Annotated in this window: 20 protein-coding genes; 3 read left to right on the plus strand and 17 right to left on the minus strand. The window is 40.6% G+C overall.

The window, feature by feature from the left end; genetic code table 11:
• Nucleotides 1–248: 248 nt before the first annotated feature.
• From G608_RS0118180 to G608_RS0118210, 7 genes are all read right to left on the minus strand, one after another.
• On the minus strand, nt 249–1,337 hold the full coding sequence (locus tag G608_RS0118180; protein WP_026497173.1) for a PDDEXK nuclease domain-containing protein: 1,089 nt from the start codon (nt 1,335–1,337) through the stop codon (nt 249–251).
• 429 nt (nt 1,338–1,766) lie between these two features.
• On the minus strand, nt 1,767–3,020 hold the full coding sequence (locus tag G608_RS0118185) for an ATP-binding protein (protein WP_026497174.1): 1,254 nt from the start codon (nt 3,018–3,020) through the stop codon (nt 1,767–1,769).
• 380 nt (nt 3,021–3,400) lie between these two features.
• Complete coding sequence (locus G608_RS0118190; protein WP_026497175.1) at nt 3,401–5,458, minus strand: methyl-accepting chemotaxis protein; 2,058 nt, start codon at nt 5,456–5,458, stop codon at nt 3,401–3,403.
• Nucleotides 5,459–6,101: 643 nt separating this feature from the next.
• Nucleotides 6,102–7,391 (minus strand): ATP-binding protein, encoded by a 1,290-nt coding sequence (locus G608_RS0118195; protein ID WP_026497176.1) that lies wholly within the window; start codon nt 7,389–7,391, stop codon nt 6,102–6,104.
• A gap of 425 nt (nt 7,392–7,816) precedes the next feature.
• Nucleotides 7,817–8,143, minus strand: coding sequence for a hypothetical protein (locus G608_RS0118205; RefSeq protein ID WP_026497178.1), 327 nt, complete (start codon nt 8,141–8,143; stop codon nt 7,817–7,819).
• A 769-nt stretch (nt 8,144–8,912) separates the two neighbouring features.
• On the minus strand, nt 8,913–9,047 hold the full coding sequence (locus G608_RS24515) for a recombinase family protein (protein ID WP_242829433.1): 135 nt from the start codon (nt 9,045–9,047) through the stop codon (nt 8,913–8,915).
• A 25-nt stretch (nt 9,048–9,072) separates the two neighbouring features.
• The gene (locus G608_RS0118210; RefSeq protein ID WP_196810247.1) at nt 9,073–9,882 is read right to left on the minus strand and encodes an EFR1 family ferrodoxin; all 810 of its coding nucleotides are present in this window, start codon (nt 9,880–9,882) and stop codon (nt 9,073–9,075) included.
• Nucleotides 9,883–10,017: 135 nt separating this feature from the next.
• Between G608_RS0118210 and G608_RS0118215 the strand changes: the two genes are divergently transcribed.
• The gene (locus G608_RS0118215) at nt 10,018–10,878 is read left to right on the plus strand and encodes a LysR family transcriptional regulator (RefSeq protein WP_026497180.1); all 861 of its coding nucleotides are present in this window, start codon (nt 10,018–10,020) and stop codon (nt 10,876–10,878) included.
• Nucleotides 10,879–11,627: 749 nt separating this feature from the next.
• On the opposite strand, the gene G608_RS0118220 is transcribed toward G608_RS0118215, so the two are convergent.
• From G608_RS0118220 to G608_RS0118240, 5 genes are all read right to left on the minus strand, one after another.
• Nucleotides 11,628–11,903, minus strand: a complete 276-nt coding sequence (locus G608_RS0118220; protein WP_026497181.1) for an acylphosphatase — start codon at nt 11,901–11,903, stop codon at nt 11,628–11,630.
• Nucleotides 11,904–11,947: 44 nt separating this feature from the next.
• Nucleotides 11,948–13,093 (minus strand): HAD family hydrolase, encoded by a 1,146-nt coding sequence (locus tag G608_RS21890; RefSeq protein ID WP_051209531.1) that lies wholly within the window; start codon nt 13,091–13,093, stop codon nt 11,948–11,950.
• A gap of 222 nt (nt 13,094–13,315) precedes the next feature.
• Complete coding sequence (locus G608_RS0118230) at nt 13,316–14,287, minus strand: hypothetical protein (RefSeq protein ID WP_026497182.1); 972 nt, start codon at nt 14,285–14,287, stop codon at nt 13,316–13,318.
• A gap of 122 nt (nt 14,288–14,409) precedes the next feature.
• The gene (locus G608_RS0118235) at nt 14,410–16,050 is read right to left on the minus strand and encodes a glycoside hydrolase family 9 protein (RefSeq protein ID WP_026497183.1); all 1,641 of its coding nucleotides are present in this window, start codon (nt 16,048–16,050) and stop codon (nt 14,410–14,412) included.
• Nucleotides 16,051–16,265: 215 nt separating this feature from the next.
• A complete protein-coding gene (locus tag G608_RS0118240; protein ID WP_026497184.1) occupies nt 16,266–17,147 on the minus strand; it encodes a NifB/NifX family molybdenum-iron cluster-binding protein in 882 nt (293 codons plus the stop codon).
• A gap of 235 nt (nt 17,148–17,382) precedes the next feature.
• Between G608_RS0118240 and G608_RS0118245 the strand changes: the two genes are divergently transcribed.
• Both G608_RS0118245 and G608_RS21895 read left to right on the plus strand, forming a co-directional pair.
• On the plus strand, nt 17,383–18,450 hold the full coding sequence (locus G608_RS0118245) for an NAD(P)-dependent alcohol dehydrogenase (RefSeq protein WP_026497185.1): 1,068 nt from the start codon (nt 17,383–17,385) through the stop codon (nt 18,448–18,450).
• 91 nt (nt 18,451–18,541) lie between these two features.
• Nucleotides 18,542–19,516, plus strand: coding sequence for a GTP-binding protein (locus G608_RS21895; protein WP_051209533.1), 975 nt, complete (start codon nt 18,542–18,544; stop codon nt 19,514–19,516).
• On the opposite strand, the gene G608_RS0118255 is transcribed toward G608_RS21895, so the two are convergent.
• The 5 genes from G608_RS0118255 to G608_RS0118275 all read right to left on the minus strand — a co-directional run bounded on the left by G608_RS0118255 (nt 19,509) and on the right by G608_RS0118275 (nt 24,882).
• Nucleotides 19,509–20,795, minus strand: coding sequence for a methyl-accepting chemotaxis protein (locus tag G608_RS0118255; RefSeq protein ID WP_026497186.1), 1,287 nt, complete (start codon nt 20,793–20,795; stop codon nt 19,509–19,511). The genes G608_RS21895 and G608_RS0118255 overlap by 8 nt on opposite strands.
• Nucleotides 20,796–20,797: 2 nt before the next feature.
• Nucleotides 20,798–21,070: a hypothetical protein gene (locus tag G608_RS0118260; protein WP_026497187.1), complete on the minus strand. Its 273-nt coding sequence runs from the start codon at nt 21,068–21,070 to the stop codon at nt 20,798–20,800.
• Nucleotides 21,071–21,240: 170 nt separating this feature from the next.
• Nucleotides 21,241–22,599, minus strand: coding sequence for an MATE family efflux transporter (locus G608_RS0118265; RefSeq protein ID WP_026497188.1), 1,359 nt, complete (start codon nt 22,597–22,599; stop codon nt 21,241–21,243).
• Between the two features lie 75 nt (nt 22,600–22,674).
• Nucleotides 22,675–23,667 carry a DMT family transporter gene (locus G608_RS0118270; RefSeq protein ID WP_051209535.1) on the minus strand — a complete coding sequence of 331 codons (993 nt, stop codon included), beginning with the start codon at nt 23,665–23,667 and terminating at the stop codon, nt 22,675–22,677.
• Nucleotides 23,668–23,709: 42 nt separating this feature from the next.
• Nucleotides 23,710–24,882, minus strand: coding sequence for an iron-containing alcohol dehydrogenase (locus tag G608_RS0118275; RefSeq protein WP_026497190.1), 1,173 nt, complete (start codon nt 24,880–24,882; stop codon nt 23,710–23,712).
• Nucleotides 24,883–24,923: the final 41 nt, after the last annotated feature.

Consider the following 24,923-nt stretch of genomic DNA (forward strand, 5'->3'; position numbering starts at 1 on the left):
TTTAAGCCATTTGTTATCTCAGCTTATTGTACCGAGTACCACGCCGGGCACCATTTTTGTATTAATTATGCGTTATGACACATTGTGACATAAAAATAGTCCTGACACAGCGAATATATATTACCATGTCAGGACGGATTTGTAAAAACGTGTAGTGACAACTGACACATCTAATTCCATATTAATCGTACTTATGTCCCTGTGAACCACACTCCCTTCCCCTAAGACACTTTTAAGCCGTCCTAAGCTCAATCAATATTTCCAAACTCTGCTTCAATTTCTTCAATCGTTGGCATACTTCCTTTAAATTCTTCTGGAATCAACTTTGATAATTCGTAACTGGATACGCCAATAGGTTGGCTACTTGATTCCAACGCATATTGAGCCTCTACTTTGTCAAGATCTTTACATATCAACAAGCCAACAGTTGGATTATCTTCTTCTAACTTAATCTGGTGATTTACTGCTACAACATATGTACCAAGCTGTCCAGCATATGAAGAATCAAACTTGCCCGTTTTCACTTCCAAAACTACATAGCAGTGTCGCTTGGTGTTGTAAAAGAGCATATCAATAAACTTCTCAGTATCACCTACTTCAATCCTGACTTCTCGCCCCATATATGCAAAGCCTGTACCAAGTTCCATAAGGAACTTCTCGGCCTTGTTTATAAGCGCATCCTTAAGCTCTTTCTCATCATACTTTTCTCTCAATGTTAAGAAATCAAATCTATATGGATCCTTCGTCATAGCCTGCGCAAGATCACTCTGCTCTGCCGGTAATGTTAATGCAAAATTTGTTACCGCCTTACCTTGCCTCTCATATAGATCAGTATCAAGGAAGTTCAAGAGTACATCCCTTGACCAATTGTTTTCCAATGTTTTCTTCACATAGAATAGTGCCTTTGCGGAATCTCCTTTACACTTATCTATGATAACTTTGTTATGCCCCCAAGGAATAAAAAATATTGCATTTTCCAAATCGTCCCCAGCCTGGGGACGATTTAATTCATTTTCAGAATCGTCCCCAAGTTGAGGACGATTTAATATTTCCGGATACATCTCATAAAAATATCGCATATATTTAAGATTTGTAGGCGAAAACGATTTGATATCCGGGAAAATATCTTTCAAATCTTCACTAATAGTTTTATAAAAGCCAGATCCGTAATTATTTTTTTCGCTCAATCCAACAATATCCCTACCAAGAGACCAATAGAACCTGAGCATATCACTATTAGTTTTCACAGCAGCTTTTAGCTGAGTCTGTCTGAAACGTTTTGATACTTCTGTAATCCAGTCTTTATATTCATTATCAATTTTAATAAGGTTGCTCATATCTCGCCTCCAAATATTCCTATCAAGCAAATTTAATTATACAGTATTGACTATATCATGTGTAAAAAAGACAGCTATCTCTTTCGAAATAACTGCCCTTAAATTCAAAAAACCCGGTGAAATTATCACTCCTAGGCTTACCAAACTATAATGGCGTAGGAACGCTTCTATGTACCAAATTTGTGCCAGCTATGTACCAGCATTTCCTACTTCACGTGAATTTACGTGAAATTATGTAAAATTAAGATTTGGGAATTGTTAGGAAAAATGAAGATATGTAACCAGGCGTGACAACACGTGAAATGAGCTAGTTGCCGTAGCTAGGGGACGGGGTTTGTGGTCCATTATATGGCTCAAAGTTCTGGTGTTTTAATCTTGTTTATATGAAACTACGCCTAGGGATGCTATTTTTTATTCAGATACATTCATTTAGATTTCCATGCTATCTGGATTTAGAAGAAAATCATAAACACTCATTACCAATATGCCTTCATTATTATAAAGCGGTGCCACAGCATCCTTTGTAATAATAATTTTTTTAAATCCATCGCCTGTATTCACTAATGAGCGTTGTTCCTGTTCCATCTTTTCTTTATCAGGCAATGCATAGGCTGATTGAATATAAAATCTCTTTGAATCTTTGTTGCAGACAAAATCCACTTCCAACTGTTTTCGGATCTTCTTACCATTTTTGTCAACTTCATTCATCACAACAACACCAACGTCCACATTATATCCACGAACTTTTAATTCATTAAATATAATGTTTTCCATTGCATGAGTCTCCTCCACCTGTCTAAAATTAAGTCTCGCATTTCTAAGTCCCAGATCGGTAAAATAATACTTCGATGGAGTACTAATGTATTTTTTACCCTTGATGTCATATCGAATTGCACTATCAATAAGAAATGAATCTTTAAGGTAATCTATATATTTGATTATAGTTTCTTTGCTTATAGTCTTGTTTTTAACACTTTTAAAAGTCGCAGATAACTTGCTTGGATTCGTAAGCGATCCAATTGCTGAGGATAAAATGTTCAGAAGTTCTTCTAACTCTGCCTTATTTCGTATATTATTTCTTCCAGTAATATCAGAAATATAGGTTTCCTCAAATAGAGATTTTAAAAAATCAGATTTTTGATCAGCCGTTTCAAAGCCTAGCACAAGCGGTATCCCACCGAACAGCACATAATCCCTCCAGCCTTCCTGTTTGTCACCGTCATATACACTCATAAATTCACTATATGTTAACGGATACATATGAACTTCATCCCCACGTCCACGAAATTCAGTAATAATATCTTTTGACAGAAACTTGGCATTACTTCCCGTTACATATACATCCACATTTTTCTTTCTTCCGAGGCTATTAAGAACTGATTCAAAATCATCGAGCATCTGAACTTCATCTAATAAAACGTAATACATTTCATTATCAGCGATTTTTTCCATCAGATATGGAAATAAAACTTCAGGATCTCGATACTTTCTATTCTCAAAAGAGTCAAATGCAATCTCAATAATATGGTTTTCATTAACTCCTTCATTTACCAGATACTCTTTAAAAATATTAAATAAAAGGTACGATTTCCCACATCTTCGCATACCTGTTACAACCTTAATTAGTCCGTTATGTTTTTTTGAAATAAGCTTATTCAAATATATATCTCTACGTATTTCCATATTGTTCCACCCATTACTTATTGAACAAAAATGCGGAATCCGCATTTTTGTTCAATAGAATTTTACATCATAGGAATAGCTTATTCAATACTCTAATCGACATTTTTGCGGATTCCGCATTTTTGTTCGATACAGATCAAATTTTCCGACACTGTTGGGAAAATCTTAGAAGCACTATGTACTCTTCGCGCTTTTATGAGTGACTTTTTGTTTCTATACACATTTTTATGCAAAAAGACCTCGCCACATCACTGCAGCATGTTCAAAAATAATGAAAAAACATCCCACACTCTTATATACTTTTAAGGGTGTGGGATGTTTAAATTTTAATGGTATTTAGAAGATCTTTACGGACTTCTTCAAAAACTCATTTACATAAGTCAGCTTATTGTGAATCTTTCAAGGTTATTATTGATGGTATCAACCGCGTCAGAAACAGAGGTTGCAGCGGAGGATACATTTTCAGATGATGAAGCAACGCCCTGAGCTGCAGCTGTTACTCTTTCAACGTTGTCTGCAATTTCCTGTGTGGATGCGGACTGCTCTTCAGATACTGAAGCCATGTTGGTAGCAACGTCATTGACCTTGTTCATCTGCTCGGCCATTTCTACAAGGATATCATTGGCATCGGACAATTCCTGAGTGATCTCTTTAAAGGTTGTAGCTGCAACATTTACGGTCTCAGCACTGTTATTGATAAGAGTAGTATTGGTCTCGGATTTTTCAGAAAGCATCTGCACCTTCTGGGACATATCCTTTATAATTTCACCGATCTGGTTAGTAGCATCTGCTGAATTCTGAGCAAGTGTTCCAATCTCGGAAGCAACAACCGCAAATCCTTTTCCTGCTTCACCTGCTCTTGCTGCCTCGATGGAAGCGTTGAGTGAAAGGAGATTGGTCTGGGAGGAAATAGAGTTGATAAGGTCAATGATCTGATTGATCTTATCGGCAGCTTCGTCAACGTTTTTAACGGCATCTGCCATATCCTTCATGGAGTCAACGATATCGGACATTCCGTTTGCTACGTTAGACATATCATGCTGACCGCTTTCAGCCTTTTTAACAAGTTCATTCATAGAAGCTTCAATCTGGGCTTCCTGATCTGTAACATTGGATACGGTCTGAGCCAGAACGGTTGCATTTTCAGCAACTTCATTTACGGCGCTGGCCATATTTTCAATGTTTTCTTTGATCTGAGTCATGCTTGCGGACTGATTGTTAGCGGCCTCTTCCAGATTCTCTGCTGTATTCTTGGAATTCTGTGCATCACCCATAAGCTTTCCAGATACATCTTTTATCTCTGTAAGCGATGAGCGCATACCTGTTATGAACTCTCCCATAGCTCTGTTCATGTAAGCAATTTCGTCATCACCCTTAGTGGTGATATCAACTGTAAAGTCACCGCTCGAAATCTTTTCAATGTTTTCGGTAAGGGTTGTGACAGGTTTCTTGATCATCCTCTGAAGTACCTGAGAGATTATGATAATAACCACAACAATCGATACTAAGGATACAATTACAAGAGCTAAAATGAGTTGATTTAATACTGCCAGAACTTCGTTCTGTTTTGCATATATAACAACTCTCCAGTCAGTACCGCTAACCTTGGATGTTACTGAATAGATGGTCTGTCCATCTGCCTTAAATGAGTGAACAGGACCTGTGTCACTTTCACTATCCGCGGCATCAGCACTAACAATGGCACCTATATTGGTAATAAATGCATTGTCTGAAAGTTCGGAAACATTTTTGCCGTTTAATGAAGGATCATCTCTGTATGAAAGAATGATTCCCTGAGGTGTAAGCAACATCGCACCACCGGTTTCATAGAGTTTAATCTGGTTAAGACTTTCCTGAGAGCCTGACAGGAAAAGATCCGCTGCAAAGCATCCCTCACGCCCGTCCTTTAAATGAATGTGTCTGATAACTGTCGCACACAGATCACCTGTTACTGTGTCAAAATATGGGACGTCATAAAAGTAGAACCAACTGTTGTCATAGCCTAAAGACTGTGTATACCAGGGCTTTTCAGTGATGCCTTCCATCTGAAAATCAGGCTGGCTTGGATAGATGAAGGTTTCATCGTTTAGCGCAATATAAGCTCCTGTGGGAAGCATTTTATATCTGCCTACAGTTCCTATCATATATTGCATAAGCTCATCGTCGCTGTTATATTGATTCTGCTCAACAGCATCGGCAACACCATTTAGGTAATAGAATGTTGCATTAAGCTCTTTGTTTATCTCACCGGCATCACTTGAAACCTTATTAGTCAAAGTGGAGTCGATAAGATTCTTGACAAGCCCGTAGCCCATGGCAATCACGATGGTTTCGCTTACCAGAATGCTCAGCACAAGAAGCCCCACAAACAGAATGGACAACCTGACGCTTATAGCCTTTACTTTTTCTTTTTTTCCGGTTTTATCGGTGCTACTCATGATCAAATAACCTCCTATCAGTCAATATGTGTAACGCTACTATTTAGTATAAAATACAATAGTTTACAACATATAAATAATGTCTGTAGGAATTATTAAATATAAGTGATAATTCTATAATTTGGACATTTTATGGCATTATAAAAACCAGGCTACTATGAACCTGGCTTTTAAAAATATCATTCATATTATGATTTTGCTAATTTGGGACTCTCAACCAAAAAGTAACCTAAAATGGCATGAAATAATCCCTCATAGGATTACCCAAAAACGAGTGTCAGACGAGTGCCATTTTTTTATGAAATATATGAATCTTTAACAAGTTTTATGCGAGGTGGAACTCCCGCAAGCGAAGTATTTATGCGGTTTTAGAGAGTTTTATAGATTTTTATGGAGATATATGAAAAAGGCGTTCAAATAACGATTCCTAGTTTCATTTTATATTTCTCCTTTTAAAAAGTGCATATTTACTGTGTTTTCAGATTAATACACAAAAGATCTGTCACCAAATCTCACCAAATGGTTGTTTCTTAATGCTGATTTGCTCAGTATTTATCTAGCTTTTTGCAGGTTGTAGAAATGGTGATGCATTGGTGAAAGCCTTTTGTATATTAACACATTTCTTTTTATTTCTCTACTATGGTTAATAATCCAGACTATCTTCATTAAGTAAGAAATCAAACAATCCCATTATTGTTATTCCCTGCTCATTTCTCCACACCGAAGAATTTCCACTAGTAATAATTATCTTCTTAAAAGAATCCGGTATTTTAATGAGTGATGCTTGTTCCTGGTCTATCTTTTCCTGATTTGGTAATTCAAATGCAGACTGAATATAATACCGCTTGCTACCTTGATTAACCACAAAATCAACTTCTAATTGTTTGCGCACTTTTTTCCCATCTTCACTAACACGGATTTCTACCACACCTACATCAACTTTATAACCTCTATAAATCAATTCATTGTATATAGCGTTCTCCATTAAGTGCGTTTCTTCAAATTGGCGGAAATTTAAAAGAGCATTTCTTAATCCAATATCTGTATAATAATATTTTGATGGTGTGCCTATATATTTGCGCCCTTTTATATCATATCTTTCACCCTTTTGAATAACAAAACTTTCCGTAAGATATTTTAAATAATTCGATATTGTAGGCATTGAAATTGACTTATCGCCATTACTATTAAATGTATCCGATATTTTTTGAGCATTGGTAAGTGAGCCAACCGCTGAAGCAATAACCTTCATCAAGGTTTCCATACTTGCTGCATCTCGTATTTCATATCTTTCAACTATGTCTCTAATATAAATCTCAGAATTTAGTCTTTCTAGATATGCTTCTTTAGATTCATTATCTGGCTCTGCCAAAATATGCGGTAATCCACCATAGAATAAATACTCTTGCCATGCATCATATTTATCTTTTCCAGCGGCAGGATAATATTCCGAAAACGACAAAGGCGCAATATGTATTTCATCACCACGCCCTCTAAATTCTGTTAAAATATCAGAGGATAAAAACTTAGAATTACTTCCTGTAACGTACACATCAACGTTCTTCTTTCTAAGTAATCCATTTAAAACCCCATATAATCTAATTGGAACATCAGGGTTTTTCATTTCTTCCTTAGTAATCGCATACTGTGCTTCATCAATAAACACATAATATTGCTTGTTTGAATCAGTTATTCTGCTTTTGATATACTCAGATAGCTTTTGAGGATCGCAGCATTCTACATAGTCATCATCATCTAACGGAACAGATATAATACAATCCTTTGACACACCTTCATTAATAAGATAATCATAGTACAAATTAAAAAGTAAATATGATTTACCGCATCGTCTAACCCCAGTAATAACCTTAATTAGTCCATTATTTCTTTTATTTATAAGTTTTTTTAAATAATTATCCCTTTTTATTTCCATAAAGAACTCCTATTTCAATTTTCCGGTCCAATTACCGCTTTTCTAAAGTATATTACGTTTGAGATATCTTCACAAGTCATATTAAAAAAACGGAACATATACCGCTTTTCTAAAATAGGATTAGTTTTAAACCGCATAAAAATAGTCCTGTGCTGGCTTTGCGATATATACTCAGAATATTGGTCTATATATGTCTTGACTGTTTTTTGAAAAGAGGAGGTAAGTTTAGCAACAAGTCCCATCAAAAGATCATAAAATCTGTAGATTTGTGTCTCATATGCCACTCCTTCCTAAAAAAGCAATCTGCTCTCTTTACTTCCTAATTAGAAGTACATCACCATAAATATACATTTGCATAATAAATCTACAAAATAATGAAAAAATCTGACAGGTCGCAAAAATCGTACACTCCCCCTTTATGATTCCTATGATAGCAAAATGCCTGTCCATTTATAGGGACAGGCTTTGAGGATTCTCTTTTTCAATTCTATCAAGAAGAATAACCAATAGTTCATGCAGTCTCTTTTTTTCGTAGGTTTATTTTGATTCACAATTTTTCTAAACTGCTCATAATCAATGTTAATCATGTCAGCCAACTCACGCGTGGTAATGCCTTTTTTTCCATCTGCATTGATTATTTCTTTCCTTTTCGATTTAACAAACCTTGAAAAAGCCTCTTTATCATAGCCAGCAACGCACTGTTTTTCACTTATCTTGGTTCCCTTTTGTTCTGATATGTTATTTGTATTCATACTTGTATTCCTCCTATTGCTTAGGATTATACATTCATCATATCCCTTATCAGCCCGTATTGGAACTATTTTAGTCCCACTTTTGCACAAAAAAAATAACGGCACCACGAAGCTATTAACTTCATGATGCCGACCATAATTCTTTTTTGCTAATTTGGGACTCTCAACCAAAAAGTTACCAAAAATGACATGAAATAATCTCTCATAGGATTACCCAAAAATGAGTGCCATCGAGTGCCATATCGAGTGCCACCCAGTGCCACACGAGTGCCATTTTTTTATGAAATATATGAATCTATAACAAGTTTTATATGAGTTGAAATTTCCGCGAATGAAGTGTTTATGCGGTTTTAGAGAGTTTTAAGGATTTTTATGGAGATATATGAAAAAGGTACTCAAATAACGATTCCTAGTTTCATATTTTATATATCTCCTTCTAAAAATGCTTTATTTAAGCCATTTGTTATCTCAGCTTGTTGTACCAAGCACCACGCCGGACACCATTTATCTATTATGACATAAAAATAGTCCTGACACAGCGAATATATATTACCATGTCAGGACGGATTTGTAAAAACATGCAGTAATGGACCTAGGGGACAGGGTTTGTGGTCCATTATATGGCTCAAAGTTCTGGTGTTTTAATCTTGTTTATATGAAACTACGCCTAGGGATGCTATTTTTTTATTCAGATACATTCATTTAGATTTCCATGCTATCTGGATTTAGAAGAAAATCATAAACACTCATTACCAATATGCCTTCATCATTATAAAGCGGTGCCACAGCATCCTTTACGATAAACGATTCTACCGCAATAAAAAGGATTGCTAAGCATTCTATTAATGTAAGCAGACTGCCATCTGGTAAGCCCTGTTGCAGTCTTTAGACCCTCCTGCTCCATGATGTCCTGAATTTTACGAACACCATTACTGCTGATTAGCCTCTATAAGCTCTTTCAGTGTGATATGAACATTTCTGTATCGGGCTTCCGGGTTGGGCTCATTTACTGTGGCAAACTGCAGGGCTTTTGTAGGGCAGGCCTGGATGCATGCCATACAGTTTATGCAATTCGTGTAATTATAGTCCGGGCGATTGTTTTCCAACCGGATACATCCTCGTGGACAGATACGGCTGCAGGTACCGCAGCCGACGCAGCGTTCATTTACGCGGTAAAGCGGGAAGGAATACATTGGGCCGGCTTGTTGTTTGAAGTGCATGTAGCCATTATAAAAATCCGTTTCTTCCTTTGACGCAGCCTGAATATAGTGCTTTTCTGTATCGATGTCAGCTTTGATCAGTGCAAGATGCTCGTCAACTTTCTTTTCACCTTCGATTTGTCTCTGCTGATCCATATCAAATACTATAATTGCGTTGTCATGCATGATAATGGTATTGATATAATTCGCTTCTTTCCCGATAGATGAAAGAAATTCCTGGGTACGGCCGGCAACCCCACCGTGATGGCAGCCGTAGGTCACAACCAGATAAAAATATTCTGTTTCAAATTCTGAATCACGGATGAAATCCTTCACCATAGGCGGGATCTCAAACTCAAAAAGCGGGCAGACAATCCCGATCTTATCGGCAGTATAATGCCGGTTTGTCTTTTTCATTTCCTGGGGAATGCTGACAAGTTCCTGATCCAGCTGCTTCGCTGCATAGAGACTGTTTCCGGTTGCTGAAAAAAATAAGATCATCTCAGATTTCCTTTCCTTTTCTTTACTTGATGAATACATTATAACTCCTCCAATGATCCATGCAAAATAACAATTTCAAATAATCTGTCATACAAAATTCAAATATCAGACTGGTGATAAACCGCTCACTTTGCTATACTTGTATCACTATAGAGAAAGCATGGGGACATATGCATGGATATGATAAGTCTTGAGATCTTTATGATGGCAGCAGAAGAAAGAAATATCACAAAGGCAGCGAAACTGCTGCATCTGTCTCAGCCAACAGTCTCCAGAAGGATCCAGGAACTGGAAGATGAGCTTGGCCGGCAGCTGTTCTTGAGGACGAACAGATCTGTAACTCTGACTGATGAAGGCAGGCAGTTCAGGGAAACAGCATCGGATATACTGAGAATCTACAGAAAAGCAGTTAACCGGGAAAAGGATCAGAAATTTCTAAAAGGTGATATATACATCGGATCAGGAGAGATCCCGGCTTTTTCAAAGCTTTCGGAACAGATCCGGGACTTCCGCCGCCTACAGCCCGGAATCTGTTTTCATATTCAGTCTGGAAATGCCGAGGAAATCCGTGAGGATGTGGAAAAGGGAGTCCTTGATCTGGGGCTGCTGACCCGATCCGTCAGTACAGAGCTCTTCGAAAGCCTGGAGTACCCGGGAAAAGCATGCTGGGGTGTTCTAGTAAAGAATGACCATCCTCTTGCATTGCGGGAACAGATCAGAGCCGAAGACCTTGAAAAGGAATCCCTGATCATTCCGGAAAACCCGGTATATTACAGGGAATTGACCGGCTGGTTTTCCAAAAGTCCGGACATAGCCGCTGTCTATACCCTGGCACATAATGCCATCCAGCTTGTAAAGCAGGGGCTTGGCCCCATGCTGTGCTTCGAAGATCCGGACCTCCTGAGGGAAGGACTCACGTTCGTTGCGATTGCTCCCTGCAAATGGGCTACGCCTCTGCTGATCTGGAAGAAACGAGAAGCACAGTCAGATGCAGTCAATGCATTTCTGAAATTTATCGAAGAAACAAGGAACTGACCTGATGCAAGTCATTTATGCATGAGAAAGACTAAGGCCATTCTCTTAAATCCACTTCCAAATTGCTCAATGGTCGAACCTTTAGTAACAACCTTTAACAAGTGGCTCACCCACCTGTCCTTATGAGGTTAACCACTTGGCCCTCCATCTGCCACAACCCCTGTAAAATCAGGCTTTGAAGGATATTAACGTGAATTACGACATATCCGTACCAACCGTTGGTACGGGCAAATTATGCATTTTCGGATAAGTCGGAATAATATGCATTGTTTCAGGCTCAAAATGAGCGCAAAAAAGCAGCTACCTCGTTTGAGATAACTGCTCCAAAAATCAAAACCCCGGGTGAAACTATCACTCCTAGGCTTACCAAACTATAAAGGCGTAGGAACGCTTCTATGTACCAAATTTGTGCCAGCTATGTACCAGCATTTCCTACTTCACGTGACTTTACGTAAAATTATGTAAAATTAAGATTTGGGAATTGTTAGGAAAAATGAAGATATATAACCAGGCGTGACAACACGTGAAATCGACTAGTTGCCTCGATTCCTAGTTTCATTTTTTATGTATCTCCTTTTAAAAATGCTTTATTTAAGCCATTTAATATCTCAGCTTGTTATACAGAGTGCCACGACGAGTACCATTTATGTATTACGACATAAAAATAGCCCTGACACAGCGAATATATATTACCATGTCAGGACGGATTTGTAAAAACGTGTAGTGACAAATGGTCCTAGGGGACGGGGTCAATACTTTATCTGAAAACTACTTTCATCCTCGGGTGGTATGGTTGCTTTTGTCATATCAAGCACTTCTATAAAGCGTCCATCCTTAACCTTCTGAATAAACATATCTATGGTGTCAGGGTCTCCCTGAACCTCCACAGTTACCGAGCCGTTCCACTCGTTCTTCACCCATCCTGTAAGTCCGTACATGGTAGCGATGTGGTATGCGGTATATCTAAAGCCAACGCCCTGCACATAACCTTTAAAATTCAGATGGGCTCTAATTATTTCTGACATAAATTCACGTTCCATTCTTTTGCATATTGGTATAACTGAATATATTATGCCACATTTTGCCCGGACTCGTCCTCAGTAGTCTGCTCAGGTTTCGTTACTTCATCCGGAAAATCGGTAACCTTCGCAGCATCTGCTTCGGGTTCAACATACTGTACGTCAGATCTTTTTATAGTATCAGGATATATCTTAAGAAAATCATTTTTCATGGAAATCGGAACGTAGCCCTGCTCTCTGTAGCCGGCGGATTTTTCTTCCCAGTCCTGTGTTCCCCACTCGCGAACATCATCATCTGCAACTATCATATATGCTGCTGAAGGGTAGGGATTTCTGCTATCCAGAGCATAGTTCATCATGCTGGTATCACTGCCGCTGTTTCCAAAGGCAAGAACAGGATACTGTCCTATCTCACGTTCAATCCAGATTGTCTTGTTCGCGTTAAGATTTTTCTGAATAAAGTCCCCTGTAAAAACAAGCTCATCGCCATCGGCATACTTATAATCCATGTTTGAAGAAACATCCTCGTTTCCCTTAACCTTAACCTCAAACTCTGTTCCGATCACATGGGCCGGAGATACATATTCGCTGATAGGAGAATTTGCAACTATGGCTCTTGTTGTGGTGCGCTCAGTTCCGCTGACCACATAAATCGTAAAACCATTGTCATAGAGATATTTCACCACTTCAACCATAGGCAGATAAAAGCCGTCGATATATCGCATATTCTCAAAGCTGTCCGTCTGCTTCTGTCCAAATTCCACCGCATAATCATACAGCTCTTTTACAGTCATTCCGGCATAAGCCTTGGCAAAATTCCTTGCAAGCTCTTCACCTGCAGTATAGCCCGGCATAATCTCCGCAGCCGCTGCCTTTAGCTCATCAGATACTCTCTCAGGATGATCTGTCAGGCAAAAGTTTATAAACATCATGGTGTCATAATAGGTATAGAAGGTCTCACAGGTAAGCGTTCCATCCATATCAAACACCGCTATGCGGTCCTCCTGCGGTATAAAGTTTTCTGCATCATTTTTATTTGTAACCTTTGCCACGTAACTGCGAAGGCTTTCTGCTGCCTCCGAATCTGCTGCCCAATACTCAGCTAAAGCCTTTGTCTTACTCTGTCCGCATGCAACACAAATAAGGCACACCGTTATTGCCATAACCAATATGCTGCCAAATATTCTTCTTTTCATTAGTTCCCCCTTAAATAAGATAGTATTTCTCTTGCGAATTTTCGCACACAGGTATTCTGCACAGAACTAAATATCATCTTAGCAAGCTGCGCATCCTCTCCTAAATTATACATTTGTGGCGTCAATATACTATTAAATGAACATAAAATATCAGTTTATTGTTATTTAATATTTCAAAATATATGCAGCTTCCATGCTGAAAACACCATTACTCATCAATATCTATACCTGAATATCCAAAGTTGGTGCTGCTTCAATCTGAGTATGCTCTATCATATCCTTCAGATAATCCATATTTGCTTTAACTATGTCCTTATCCTCAGAGGTTCTGTGCTTCCTCTTTAGTTCTTCGAAATCTTCTTTGCTCATGTGAGGATCAACGATCTCCATTTCCTCAAGCATCCCCATGCTTTCCTCTAATTGCTCAAGCTCCTCTTCTCCGAATTCAGAGATCATCTCGTTTATATCAGAAAGCGCACCCTCTGATATAGTTTTCCCGCTTTCTTCAATGCTATCAATCACATCGCTCAGCATCTCTTCCCGGGCTTCGAAAATCTCATCCTCCTGCTCGGTAAGCTTCTCTTCCTCTGCTTCAACCATGGCGTTTTTTATCTGTACTGCAGCATCCTCCATCTCTTCCTGCTTCTCATCATTTTTCCGGGTATACTGCACAAGTTCTTCAAGCTCAATATGATGCTTCTTTTTCCGGGCTACCATTTCCATACGCTTTGCATGGGTAAGGGCGATCTGAAGCTCCTCCGGATCTCCCTGCCCTGAAGCTATCTTACTTTTCAGCTTCAAGGTCTCCCTTTTTGCGGCCAAAACCGCCTGCCCTGCGCTAAGGGATGTTTTTGCCTGCTGGATCTTGGTGGCAACAGCTTTGTAGTTATACTTTACAGAATTAATGACCTTCTCTTCCTCTTCCGCCTCCGGAGAGCCTGACTGCTTAAGAAAATCATTCAGCTTATCCTTTGATGTTGCAGAATTTGTTTTTTCCTCAAACTGCGCGTTTTTAAGCCCGCGAATCATCTGCCGCATCTGTTTTGATACAGCCGACTTCTCATCAGACACATCACCGGATAGCTTTGAGAACAGACCATCTGCTTTATTCTTTCCCTTAACATTGGAATCTTTCTTTTGATAAAAAGATAAATATAGATTTTGGGAATTAACCGCTATATTCATAATTTTCATAAACACCTCCTTGTGTTCACGAAAAGGGCATACGAATAGATTTCAATTAATATATCGTCAAAAGCTGATAAAACTTTACATAAAAACACCCCGGATATTTTCATATCCAAGGGTGCTAATAATCATTTCAAAAGACCAGCCATTACAAATACAAGAGGTGAATTCCAGTAAATAGTAATCTCATTTAAGGAATAGCAGTCAATGTGATCTAAATAGCATTTCATTGGAGGCAGATCCTTAGGAAGTGTCTGCGCTCTTTCATCCTGAAGTCCCACATTGGGACCACCTGATACAAGCCCCGGCCAGGGCTCTTCGATATCGTCGATTGCTGTGGGACGAAGATGAGGATTCTTGTAGGCCTTCTCTCCGTTTCCTGTCACATAGCTCACATCCATACTGTTGCAGCCAAGGAGATAATCAACTCCCGAGAGGATCACATTTTTATATTTTTCCTGAGGATCAAGGATGTTCGCAACCGTTGCAACCATGAGATATTTAAGTAGCTCCATGTTGCTGCCCCAGATAAAGTCTTCCTTACGCATGCAAAGGTTAAAAGCGTTCTTTCCTGCATTTTCGCATAATCTGTCAGCCTCCAGAATAATGCTGTCCTTAGCCAGCTTTTTAAGCTCGTTGTCCTCCTTCATTAATAGAAGAGAAAGTGAGCCAAAACCCGCCACGTCTGTCCAGCCAAAGCATGTAAAGATATTTCCCTGATAGAATTTGAAGGAATCTTCCTTATCATAGGCAATAACCTTTTCCTTCAATATGAGAGCATCCTCATAATATTTCTTGTCGCCTGTTGCTTCATATAAAGAGCATGCAGCCCAATATCTGTTGGAAAAATCCTCAGGCTCAGGATACTCACCTGTGTTAGAGCCTTCTGCATTCTTGAAAAGAAGAGGCTCGGGATTGGCCTTGAGCCACTCGTATGCCTTAATTGCTTTTTCTAACAAAAGCTTAGCGTATTCGCTGTCATAGTCCTTGTAGACTGTGTAAGCAAGCGCAAATACACCGGCAATGTCAGCTGTAGCAAGAGAAGATACGCTGAAAAGGAACAGCTCATTCTTATCATCCTCCGGCATAATAAAATCAGCGTGATTAAAGGTTGTAACCTTGTGCCATACAGAACCGTTTTCCCTCTGCATCTTCATAAGGAAATCAAGCTCAACCTTTACCTCAGCTAAAATATTGGGATACTGACCCTTTTCACATTTCTCGGAAGGGATTTCAAAATTAATATTAAGAAGATTCTCAAAAAATCTGACACCATAAAGAAGATGGGCAACAGCTGTAGCTCCTGCTGTGGAGTATCTTCCATAATCTCCTGCATCATGCCAGCCGCCGCAAACATCAACAGGCTCTACATCCTCATCATAAACGGTAGCCTTTGTAAGATGGCAGGGCTCATGATAGTACTCACCTGCAAACTCCTTGCTAAGACCATGTCCGCATCTAAGATAGTAGAAACACTTACAAATATCATGCATCAGCTTATCATAAGCCTTGTCGGAAATATCAAAGCATGTGCTTTTTACATCTCCTGCTTCTACCTTATATCTGCCCTGACCTGCAAAATCAGAAAAATCAGCAACATAGGTATCTTCACCTGAAATATCATCAGTTCCAAAATGACTTGTTTTTCCCTCAAAAACAGTCTGACCGTTCTCATCAACAAGCTTAAACTCCGGACTGTCAAAGTTTAAAACAGCCTTCTTCTCACTTGCCGGCAAAAATCCAACCTGATTAATAAAAATTTTCTCCATGTTTTAGTCCCCTTCCCAAACTTTACCCTGCAAAAATCTGACGGAATAATAATACACGAAATAATCCAAGAAAAGAATACTTTATTACATCTAAAATACGAAAATATCACGAAAATATTTTCGAAGAATTCCCTGATAAAACCGAAAAAATCCCATGCTCATAACTGAGCATGGGACTAAAAAATCAGTTTTCGTTTTATAATTTTACAGCTAAATTACTGTACTTCAACAAGCTCGATCTCAAAGTTCAATTCCTTGCCTGCCATCTCGTGGTTGGCATCAAAGGTAATTGTCTTCTCATCCTTAGCCACAACCTTTACAGGAATCGGTCTTCCGTACATATCCTGAAGATATACCTGCTGATCAACTGTAAGCTCCTCTGAGCCCGGCATCTCAGCAATATCTACTGTGAAGATTGCTTCCGGATCTGCTTCGCCGTAGGCTTCCTCAGGCATAAGGTGTACGGTAAGCTTCTCTCCAACCTCCATGTTAGCTACAGCCTTATCAAAACCTAGGATCATCATGCCTGCTCCGCATACAAACTGAAGAGGCTCTCCTCTGTCATAGGATGAATCAAACTGAGTACCGTCGTTAAAAGTGCCTCTGTAATGTGTTTTACAGATCTTACCAACGTTCTTTCCTTCAAACTGGGGAGCAGAGCCACATCCGCTGCAACCACCGCAGCCTCCTTCATGACCGCAACCTTCTTCATCATGACCACAATGGCCTTCCTCATCGTGGTGATCTGAGCAACTATGTCCCTCGCCGTGGTGATCACAGTTAACACCTGTATTAACAAGCTCACCTCTAAGATATGCTGCTACAGCTTCATCAGCATCACCCTCAGCACCTGCGCAGAGCTCAATACCCTTTTCATCAAGTGCAGTCTTGGCACCGCCGCCAATACCGCCACAGATAAGCACATCAATGCTGTTATTATCAAGAAGACCTGCAAGAGCGCCATGGCCCTGTCCGTCGGATCCGATGATCTCGGAAGACTTTACTTCGCCATCCTCAACCTCATAAATCTTGAAATTCTCTGTATGTCCAAAGTGCTGGAACACCTGACCGTCATCATAAGTTACTGCAATTCTCATTTGTTTATTACCTCCAATGCAAATGTTTTATCATTATATCAGCATCTTCGAATAATTGCTATTGCTATTTCCCAAAATGTAAAGGGGCAAATACCTACAATTATTGCACCTCTTTTATGTGCAAAGCCACGAAAAAGCAGAAGAACACTGACTTTCCTTGACATAGTCAAATTGCATTCTATATCATAAAATCATGCTAAATAATTGTACAAAATAAAATAAAGGAGAAAACAGTATGAAAGGTTTTGCAATGCTCAAAATCGGCGAAGTCGGCTGGATTGAAAAAGAGCGCCCTGTCTGCGGACCCCTGGACGCTATTTGTAAGCCACTGGCTATTGCCATCTGTACATCAGACGTACACACCGTTTGGGAAGGTGCTGTAGGCGATCGCCACAACATGATCCTTGGCCACGAAGGATGCGCAGAGGTTGTTGAAGTTGGTTCAGAAGTTAAGGATTTCAAACCCGGTGATAAGGTTCTTGTACCTGCTATCACTCCCGATTGGAACTCTCTTGAAGCTCAGAGCGGATACTCAATGCACTCCGGCGGAATGCTGGCAGGCTGGAAGTTCTCTAACTTCAAGGATGGTCTTGATTCTGAATTCTTCCATGTTAACGATGCTGACGGTAACCTCGCTCACATGCCTGAGGGTATGAGCCTTGAGGACGCATGTATGCTTTCCGATATGGTTCCTACAGGATTCCACGGCGTAGAGCTGGCTGATGTTCAGTTTGGTGATACTGTTCTTGTAATCGGTATCGGACCTGTTGGTCTTATGTCCGTTGCAGGTACTCACATGCGTGGTGCTTCAAGAATCCTCGCTGTAGGTACTCGTCCTAAATGCATCGAAGCAGCTAAGTTCTATGGCGCTGACGAATTCATCAGCTACAAGAACGGCTCTATCGAAGATCAGGTTATGGAGCTTACAAACGGCAAGGGTGTTGACCGCGTAGTAATGGCAGGCGGAAGCGTTAAGACCTTTGAGTCAGCTGTTAAGTCTCTTAAGCCCGGCGGAAAGATCGGTAACGTTAACTACCTTGGAAGCGGTGATTACATCACTATCCCCCGCGTAGAATGGGGCGTAGGTATGGGTCACAAGCAGATCAACGGTGGTCTGATGCCCGGCGGACGTCTCCGTATGGAGAAGCTCGGTGCTCTTGTTTCATCAGGCAAACTTGATGTAAGCAAGCTTTCCACACATGTATTCCACGGTTGGGAGCATATTCCGGAAGCATTACAGCTTATGAAGGATAAGCCCGCTGATCTTATCAAGCCCGTTGTTATCCTTGATAACAATCCGTAATAAAAATTAAAAACAAACGGAAATGGAGCGGCTTTTTACAGGCCGCTCCTTCTATTAGTAAAAATTTGAAAATTATAATGATTGGTAAACTATGAATATTCTTATTGTCTCCGGCTTTTTGGGTGCCGGAAAAACCACTTTTATAAAAGAACTCATCCGTCGCACCGGTACTACTCCTGTTGTACTGGAAAACGAATACGGCGATAACAGTATAGATGCGAATGAGCTTAGAAGCACAGATTCATCACCGCAGAAGCTTGAAATCATGGAATTTATGGAGGGCTGTGTCTGCTGCACCATGAAGGACAGCTTTGTTAACTCTGTCCTTACGATTTTTTCAGGACTAGCACCGGAATATCTTATTGTAGAACCAACAGGTGTCGGACGCCTTAGCAGTATCATAAGTAACCTGCAGCCTATCCTCCACGGTAATATATCGATTCTAAACCCGATAGTAGTTCTGTCTCCCCGCAGCTACAGACAGAATATGAGCCAGTGGAAAGAGCTCTACACTGACCAGATTGCCAACGCTAAAGTTGTTGTTTTCTCAAAATGTGAAAATGATTCTCCCGACCTCCTTGCAGAGACAGAGGCCGCTGTTCGAAGCATCAATCCCGATGCAGAGATAATAAGCAGCCACTACACCGGGCAGGAGGATTCCTGGTGGAACAGTCTGATGGCACTTCCCGGAAAAAAAGTGAACGTAACTGAAGCATCAGACGAGCAGACCTCCTTTTCTCAAATTACTATTAACAATGCAAAGCTCACTAATCCCGGCGAGCTTATAACTCTGCTGGAGGATTGCCTGAGAGGCGAGCTTGGTCATATAGCAAGAGCAAAAGGCACTATCCCTGTTGGAAATGAAACTCTCCGCTTTGACTTAGCTGACGGCCTTTATTCCATAACGGATTCACCATCGTCAGAAAATCAATGTGTTTTCATTGGAGAAGCTTTGGATAAAACAGGTATCTGCAAACGCATAGGAAGCCGGCTCCTTTCGAAACCGGCTTCGTTATCTTACTCAGATGTAAAACGAAAATCAGGAAAACAGCTACGAGTTATTTAAAAATACTCAGGCTGTCATTAAGCTCAGTTGCCACACCGTTGAGGTCTTTTGCCTGACTGTTGAGATTATCAATGGTATTAGTAATCTCAAGTGTGGTAGCTGATGTTTCTTCAGAGGATGCTGCATTTTCTTCGGAAATAGCTGAAAGAGAATCCATCTCTGCCTTAATACTCTCTGCTGTTTCTGCAGAATTAACGGCCAATTTTCCGATTTCCTCTGCCACAACCGCAAAGCCTTTGCCCATCTCTCCTGCTCTTGCTGCCTCAATAGAAGCATTAAGCGACAGCAGGTTGGTCTGTGAAGCAATCTCAGTAATTGCAGCCAGCTTCTCATTGATGGTATCAACAGCTCTACTGGTATCATTTATCTGCTCAGTTATTTTGGTTATTCCATCTACCATTGAGTCTGTAGACTTCTGCAGATTCTGAATCTGATTTGCAGAATCCGTTGAGGAAGCCTGCATCTGTTTTGCTATTGTATTAAGCTCGCCTGTGGCATTAACCACATTGTCAATAGCTTCTCCGATATGCTTAACATTCTCCGTCGCAGCTGCCACATCCTGGGCCTGCTGGGTTGCACCCTGTGCGATATCTCCAACAGCAGAGGATATTCCCGTCATTGCATCAGACAGCTTATCCGTTATGTCTACAAGATCGTCTGAATGTCCGCTAACTGTAGATGCAGCGCTCTTTGACTGGGGAATCAGCTGATCAAGCTCTCCCATAAGAGCATTTATTCCTCTTCCAATCTCGCCAATCTCATCCTGGGTCTGAACTCCTACTCTCGCGGAAAGATCACCCTTACCTTCCTGAATATCTGCAACAATACCATGAATCTTGGCAGTCATCTTTCTGATAGGTGTCGTTATGTTATTACTTAGTATCGTAACTACAACGGCTGCAATAACACTAAATACAACTGCAAGAATGACAAACACATTTATCATCCTGTATACCGGCAGATTCTGTTTACTCTGCGGTACAATAACAGCCACTATCCAGTTATTGGCATCTGCCGTAGCAGCGGTAATATAACTCTTTATACCGTTGTAATCACTGAAGACATCATTGTTTTGAAGCGCCGAGTTATAGCTTCCTCCCACAACTTCATCCATGGTATATACTGTATCAGCCGTAAGGCCATACTCCGGGTGAACTACAATACTACCCTGATCTGTTGCGACAAGAGTATAGCCATTTTCAGGGACCGGAACATTTTCTGTTAAAGCATTAAGATCAAGGTCAATGCCCACAACGCCGCTGTCTATGGCGTAGGACATGCTTAAATCTTTGCAAGCATTGGCCGGAGCGTCGTAATATCACCGTCAACAACCTTGGCCGCATCGGCAGTTGTCTTAAGTATTGCGCCGTTTGTCATAAACCAACTATCAATTATTTCTGCATAATAATTTGTTGTAGTCTGATAGAGATTATCAGAAAGAGCTTCGAGACTGGACTTAGAACTGATGGTACTGATGACCGCATTAACCACAAGAAGAATAAGAGTCATGAACGTCATTAGCAGCGTAATACGCCTTCGCAGACTTTTCCTCATATATTTTCCCCCCTTAATGTAACAAGAGAACCCTTTAAGAAAACACTACACCACGTTCATTCTACAATTTTTATTAATACTATTTAATAAAATTTATATGATATATTTATTAAAACTTTAAATTTATTTCATTAATGCAAAAATCCCGAAATCTTAATCCGGGATTTAATTTAGTCTGCATTTTTGATTTTCTTTATCCATTTGCCGCTTCTAAGCCGAATTACGCAAACAATACACTTAATAAACTGATCGATCCTAAGCATTATATATACCCAGAATCCCGGCCACTTAAATACAAGTCCTGCCAGGGCTCCAAGAGGAATTGAACATATCCAGAGAAAAATAATATCGGCAACCATAAGAAACTTTGTATCTCCGCCGCCTCTGAGTGTACCCTTTGTAAGAATACTGTTGGCAGCCTGGAACCAGATTACAAGCGCAACCGCATGCATTAAATCCTTAGCAAGCACTGCTGTCTCAGGCTCAATTTTGTATGCTCCTACGATCAAATTGGAAATAGCCAGAATCAGAACACATCCAAAACCGCCTATTATAAAGCCAAGAGCCGCAAAGGTATAGCCCTGAGCTTTTGCCTTCTCAACTTCACCCTTACCGAGAGTAATTCCCGTAATAGTGCAGCTGGCCTGGCTGATACCCTGAATGACAACTGTGGCAAGAGACATTACGACCGTAGTTATGGAGTTGGCCGCAACAAAGCTTGCTCCGATGTGTCCCATAACAACAGCTACTGCGCTGTTTCCAAGACCAAGCAGTGTATCTGACACAAGAACCGGAATTGAAATCCTGATATACTCTCCTATCAGGTCCTTTACGGAAAGTGTAAGATCCTTAATTCGAAGTCCGATATTGGTATCCTTAAAGAAAAGGAATCCCATAATAATAGTAAACTCAACAACTCTCGCAATCAGCGTTCCAAGAGCCGCACCGTTAACGCCCATGGCAGATGCACCGAGCTTACCAAATATGAATACCCAGTTAAAAAAGATATTTATGAAAAACGAACAGCAGCTTGAAATAAGCGGAATATTGGCTTTACCAACGCTTCGAAGCATGATGCTTGATGTTACAGCATATCCGTTCAAATAGTAGCAGGGAATGGAAATAAGAAGGTACCCTGTACCCTGACGAATAACCTCTTCCTCGGTTGTAAACAGGTTCATGATTCCTGCAGGGAAAAGAGCTGTTACTATTGAAAATCCCGTAGCAACAATGAAAAGCATTCTGAACATGATATTTACGGACTTTTTCATGCTAAGCCTGTCCTTCATGCCAAAGAATCTGCTGACAAGAACGCTGGCTCCCATACCAAGTCCCATGCACATAATCTGGAATATGGTGATGAAATTGTTGGCAAGGGTCGCACCACTCATAGGCGCTTCACCAAGCTGACCAAGCATGATATTATCGGCCATGTTTACGCCAACGGTTATAAGCTGCTGCAGCGCAATAGGAAGCGCAAATGCCACCAGCATTTTATAGAACTGCTTATCTTTTACAAATACCTTCATTACTAAAACTCCCAATACATCAGCTCAGGCCCCAAACCCTGAACCCGTTTTTTATCTTATTTTGTACTTCTATTTTTATCTTTCAATCTGTGTAAGAACTATCGCGCCAAAAATCAGAGCACACCCAAGCAGCTCCCTTACTGACATAACCTGCCCCAGAATCAGCCATCCAAATATTGCTGCAAATACCGACTCCATACTCATGATAAGAGATGCTACCGCAGGATGAAGCTTTCTCTGACTTACGGTCTGAAGCGTGTACCCAACAGCGCTTGAAAGGATTCCCGTGTAAAGAATAGATATCCATACGGTAGGCGTCATAAGGGATGTGACAAAGCCCTGCCTGTCCGGTAAAAAATCAAAAAAGAATCCGCATATAAGCGATAACACGCCGCTTACCATAAATTCAGTGCAGGTAAGGGTGATTGGATGCATTCTGGGTGAATATCTGTCTATGCAGATAATCTGAATCGAGAAAAGAAACGCACATCCAAGAAGCAGCAGATCCGTCCAGGAAAAAATATTTCGCAGAAGCGCTATAAGCGCCGCTAATCCGGAGCCTGCAAGGGCTCCTCCCTGCTCCGTGTCAGAAAAACACAGAAGGTATAATCCCACCATGGTGATCCCTGCCGCTACCCAGATTTTTGCAGGGCACTTTTTACCAAGAAAAATCCCAAGAATCGGAACCATTATAATGTAGCAGGCCGTAAGAAATCCTGCCTCTCCGGCATCGGCTCCAAGAGCTATTCCTGCCTGCTGACAGGTGGAAGCAAGAAAAAGAGCTATTCCGCAAACCGCTGCCCCAATAATGTTTCCCTTTGATTCGGAAAGCTTATCCAGCTTATGCTTTGGCATCATGGGCAGGATACATAGACCGCCAATGATAAATCTGATCCCGTTAAAGCTAAAGATTCCAATCTCAGCACCTGCAAGGGACTGAGCAACAAAAGCTCCTCCCCATACAACTGCTGCAAGGAGGAGTAATAGCGCACTTATCAGTTTTTTGTCATGGGAAAGGGAGTCATTCTTTGCTGAAGACTCCCTTTCAAAAATCTTGTTATCTGTCATTTAATTACCAATACCATATCTAAGTATAAGATGCTGCTGTTATTACAGAGCACCCTTGTAAATCTTATAAACAGCCTCTGCGTCCAAAGGACGGATTCTTGAAAGCTTAACACTGTCATTCATTGTAGCATCCATGGCAAGAGCCTTCAAATCATCATCTGTAGGCTCGATATTAAGTCCCTTAAGATCAATAGGCATACCGATTGACTTAAAGAAAAGAACTGTGCTCTCAATACCCTTCTCTGCTGCTCTCACATCATCAGCCTCTTCAATTCCCCATACGCTTCTTGCAAAGCGTGCAAATCTCGGAACAGCGTCCTTATAAAGAGCATTTGCCCATGCACCCCATACTGCTGCAAGCGATGCGCCATGTGTCACATCATACTTTGCAGAAAGTGCATGTCCAAGCTTGTGGACTGAGAAGTCCTTACCTCTTCCGCACTCTGTGAGGTTGTTATGAGAAAGTGATGATGCCCAGAAAACCTCAGCCATAGCGTCATAGTCATCAGGATTTTCAATAACCTTCTTACCGTTTTTCACAACACATCTGATAAGACCTTCTGCTATTTCATCAGTCATATCACAGGTGATATTCGGAATAAAATATCTCTCCATGGTATGCATCATGATATCTGTGATACCTGCAGCCAGCTGATACTTAGGAAGCGTGCTTCCGAGAGCAGGATTGACAATTGCAAAACGGCAGCGGTTAAAATCTGTATTGATGCCTGCTTTCTTACCAATCTCTTCATTTGTAAGAACAGCTGAATCACTCATCTCACTTCCTGCAGCAGCCATAGTAAGAACCGCACCAACGGGAAGTGATTTCGTAAGCTCTACCTTTTTGGTCCAAAGCTCCCAGAGCTTCTCTGAAGGATTTGCCGTTCCGTGGGCGATAGCCTTAGCTGTATCTATAGCACTTCCGCCGCCTACGCCGATGATCATGTCAGCACCAAAATCAAGGGCCTTCTGAACACCCTCCTCAGCATGAGCCAGAGTGGGATTAGGCTTAGCACCTCCAAAATTCTCATAGCTTATCCCTGCAGCTTCAAGGGATTTCTGAACACGGGAAAGCAGTCCTGACTTTTCAACACTTCCTTTTCCATAAACAAGGAGAGCCTTTTTACCATACTTTGTAGCAGTCTCTCCGGTCTTATTCTCTACGTCTTTTCCAAATACTACTTCTGTAGGTGCATAATATCTAAACTCATTCATGTAAAAGCCCTCCGTATATATCTTGTATGCAATTTATGTCT

Source organism: Butyrivibrio sp. WCD3002, assembly GCF_000424265.1.
Taxonomy (GTDB): Bacteria; Bacillota; Clostridia; order Lachnospirales; family Lachnospiraceae; genus Butyrivibrio.

Bases quoted from the DNA above. Each gene is read 5' to 3' on its own strand.
- G608_RS0118185 (WP_026497174.1), bottom strand. From the start codon at position 3,020: ATGGAAATACGTAGAGATATATATTTGAATAAGCTTATTTCAAAAAAA.
- G608_RS21895 (WP_051209533.1), top strand. From the start codon at position 18,542: ATGAATATTCTTATTGTCTCCGGCTTTTTGGGTGCCGGAAAAACCACT.
- G608_RS0118270 (WP_051209535.1), bottom strand. From the start codon at position 23,667: ATGACAGATAACAAGATTTTTGAAAGGGAGTCTTCAGCAAAGAATGAC.
- G608_RS0118260 (WP_026497187.1), bottom strand. From the start codon at position 21,070: ATGAGGAAAAGTCTGCGAAGGCGTATTACGCTGCTAATGACGTTCATG.
- G608_RS0118215 (WP_026497180.1), top strand. From the start codon at position 10,018: ATGGATATGATAAGTCTTGAGATCTTTATGATGGCAGCAGAAGAAAGA.
- G608_RS21890 (WP_051209531.1), bottom strand. From the start codon at position 13,093: ATGAAAAGAAGAATATTTGGCAGCATATTGGTTATGGCAATAACGGTG.
- G608_RS0118195 (WP_026497176.1), bottom strand. From the start codon at position 7,391: ATGGAAATAAAAAGGGATAATTATTTAAAAAAACTTATAAATAAAAGA.
- G608_RS0118205 (WP_026497178.1), bottom strand. From the start codon at position 8,143: ATGAATACAAATAACATATCAGAACAAAAGGGAACCAAGATAAGTGAA.
- G608_RS0118240 (WP_026497184.1), bottom strand. From the start codon at position 17,147: ATGAGAATTGCAGTAACTTATGATGACGGTCAGGTGTTCCAGCACTTT.
- G608_RS0118255 (WP_026497186.1), bottom strand. From the start codon at position 20,795: ATGTCCTACGCCATAGACAGCGGCGTTGTGGGCATTGACCTTGATCTT.
- G608_RS24515 (WP_242829433.1), bottom strand. From the start codon at position 9,047: ATGGAGCAGGAGGGTCTAAAGACTGCAACAGGGCTTACCAGATGGCAG.
- G608_RS0118265 (WP_026497188.1), bottom strand. From the start codon at position 22,599: ATGAAGGTATTTGTAAAAGATAAGCAGTTCTATAAAATGCTGGTGGCA.
- G608_RS0118190 (WP_026497175.1), bottom strand. From the start codon at position 5,458: ATGAGTAGCACCGATAAAACCGGAAAAAAAGAAAAAGTAAAGGCTATA.
- G608_RS0118210 (WP_196810247.1), bottom strand. From the start codon at position 9,882: ATGTATTCATCAAGTAAAGAAAAGGAAAGGAAATCTGAGATGATCTTA.
- G608_RS0118275 (WP_026497190.1), bottom strand. From the start codon at position 24,882: ATGAATGAGTTTAGATATTATGCACCTACAGAAGTAGTATTTGGAAAA.
- G608_RS0118230 (WP_026497182.1), bottom strand. From the start codon at position 14,287: ATGAAAATTATGAATATAGCGGTTAATTCCCAAAATCTATATTTATCT.
- G608_RS0118245 (WP_026497185.1), top strand. From the start codon at position 17,383: ATGAAAGGTTTTGCAATGCTCAAAATCGGCGAAGTCGGCTGGATTGAA.
- G608_RS0118235 (WP_026497183.1), bottom strand. From the start codon at position 16,050: ATGGAGAAAATTTTTATTAATCAGGTTGGATTTTTGCCGGCAAGTGAG.
- G608_RS0118180 (WP_026497173.1), bottom strand. From the start codon at position 1,337: ATGAGCAACCTTATTAAAATTGATAATGAATATAAAGACTGGATTACA.
- G608_RS0118220 (WP_026497181.1), bottom strand. From the start codon at position 11,903: ATGTCAGAAATAATTAGAGCCCATCTGAATTTTAAAGGTTATGTGCAG.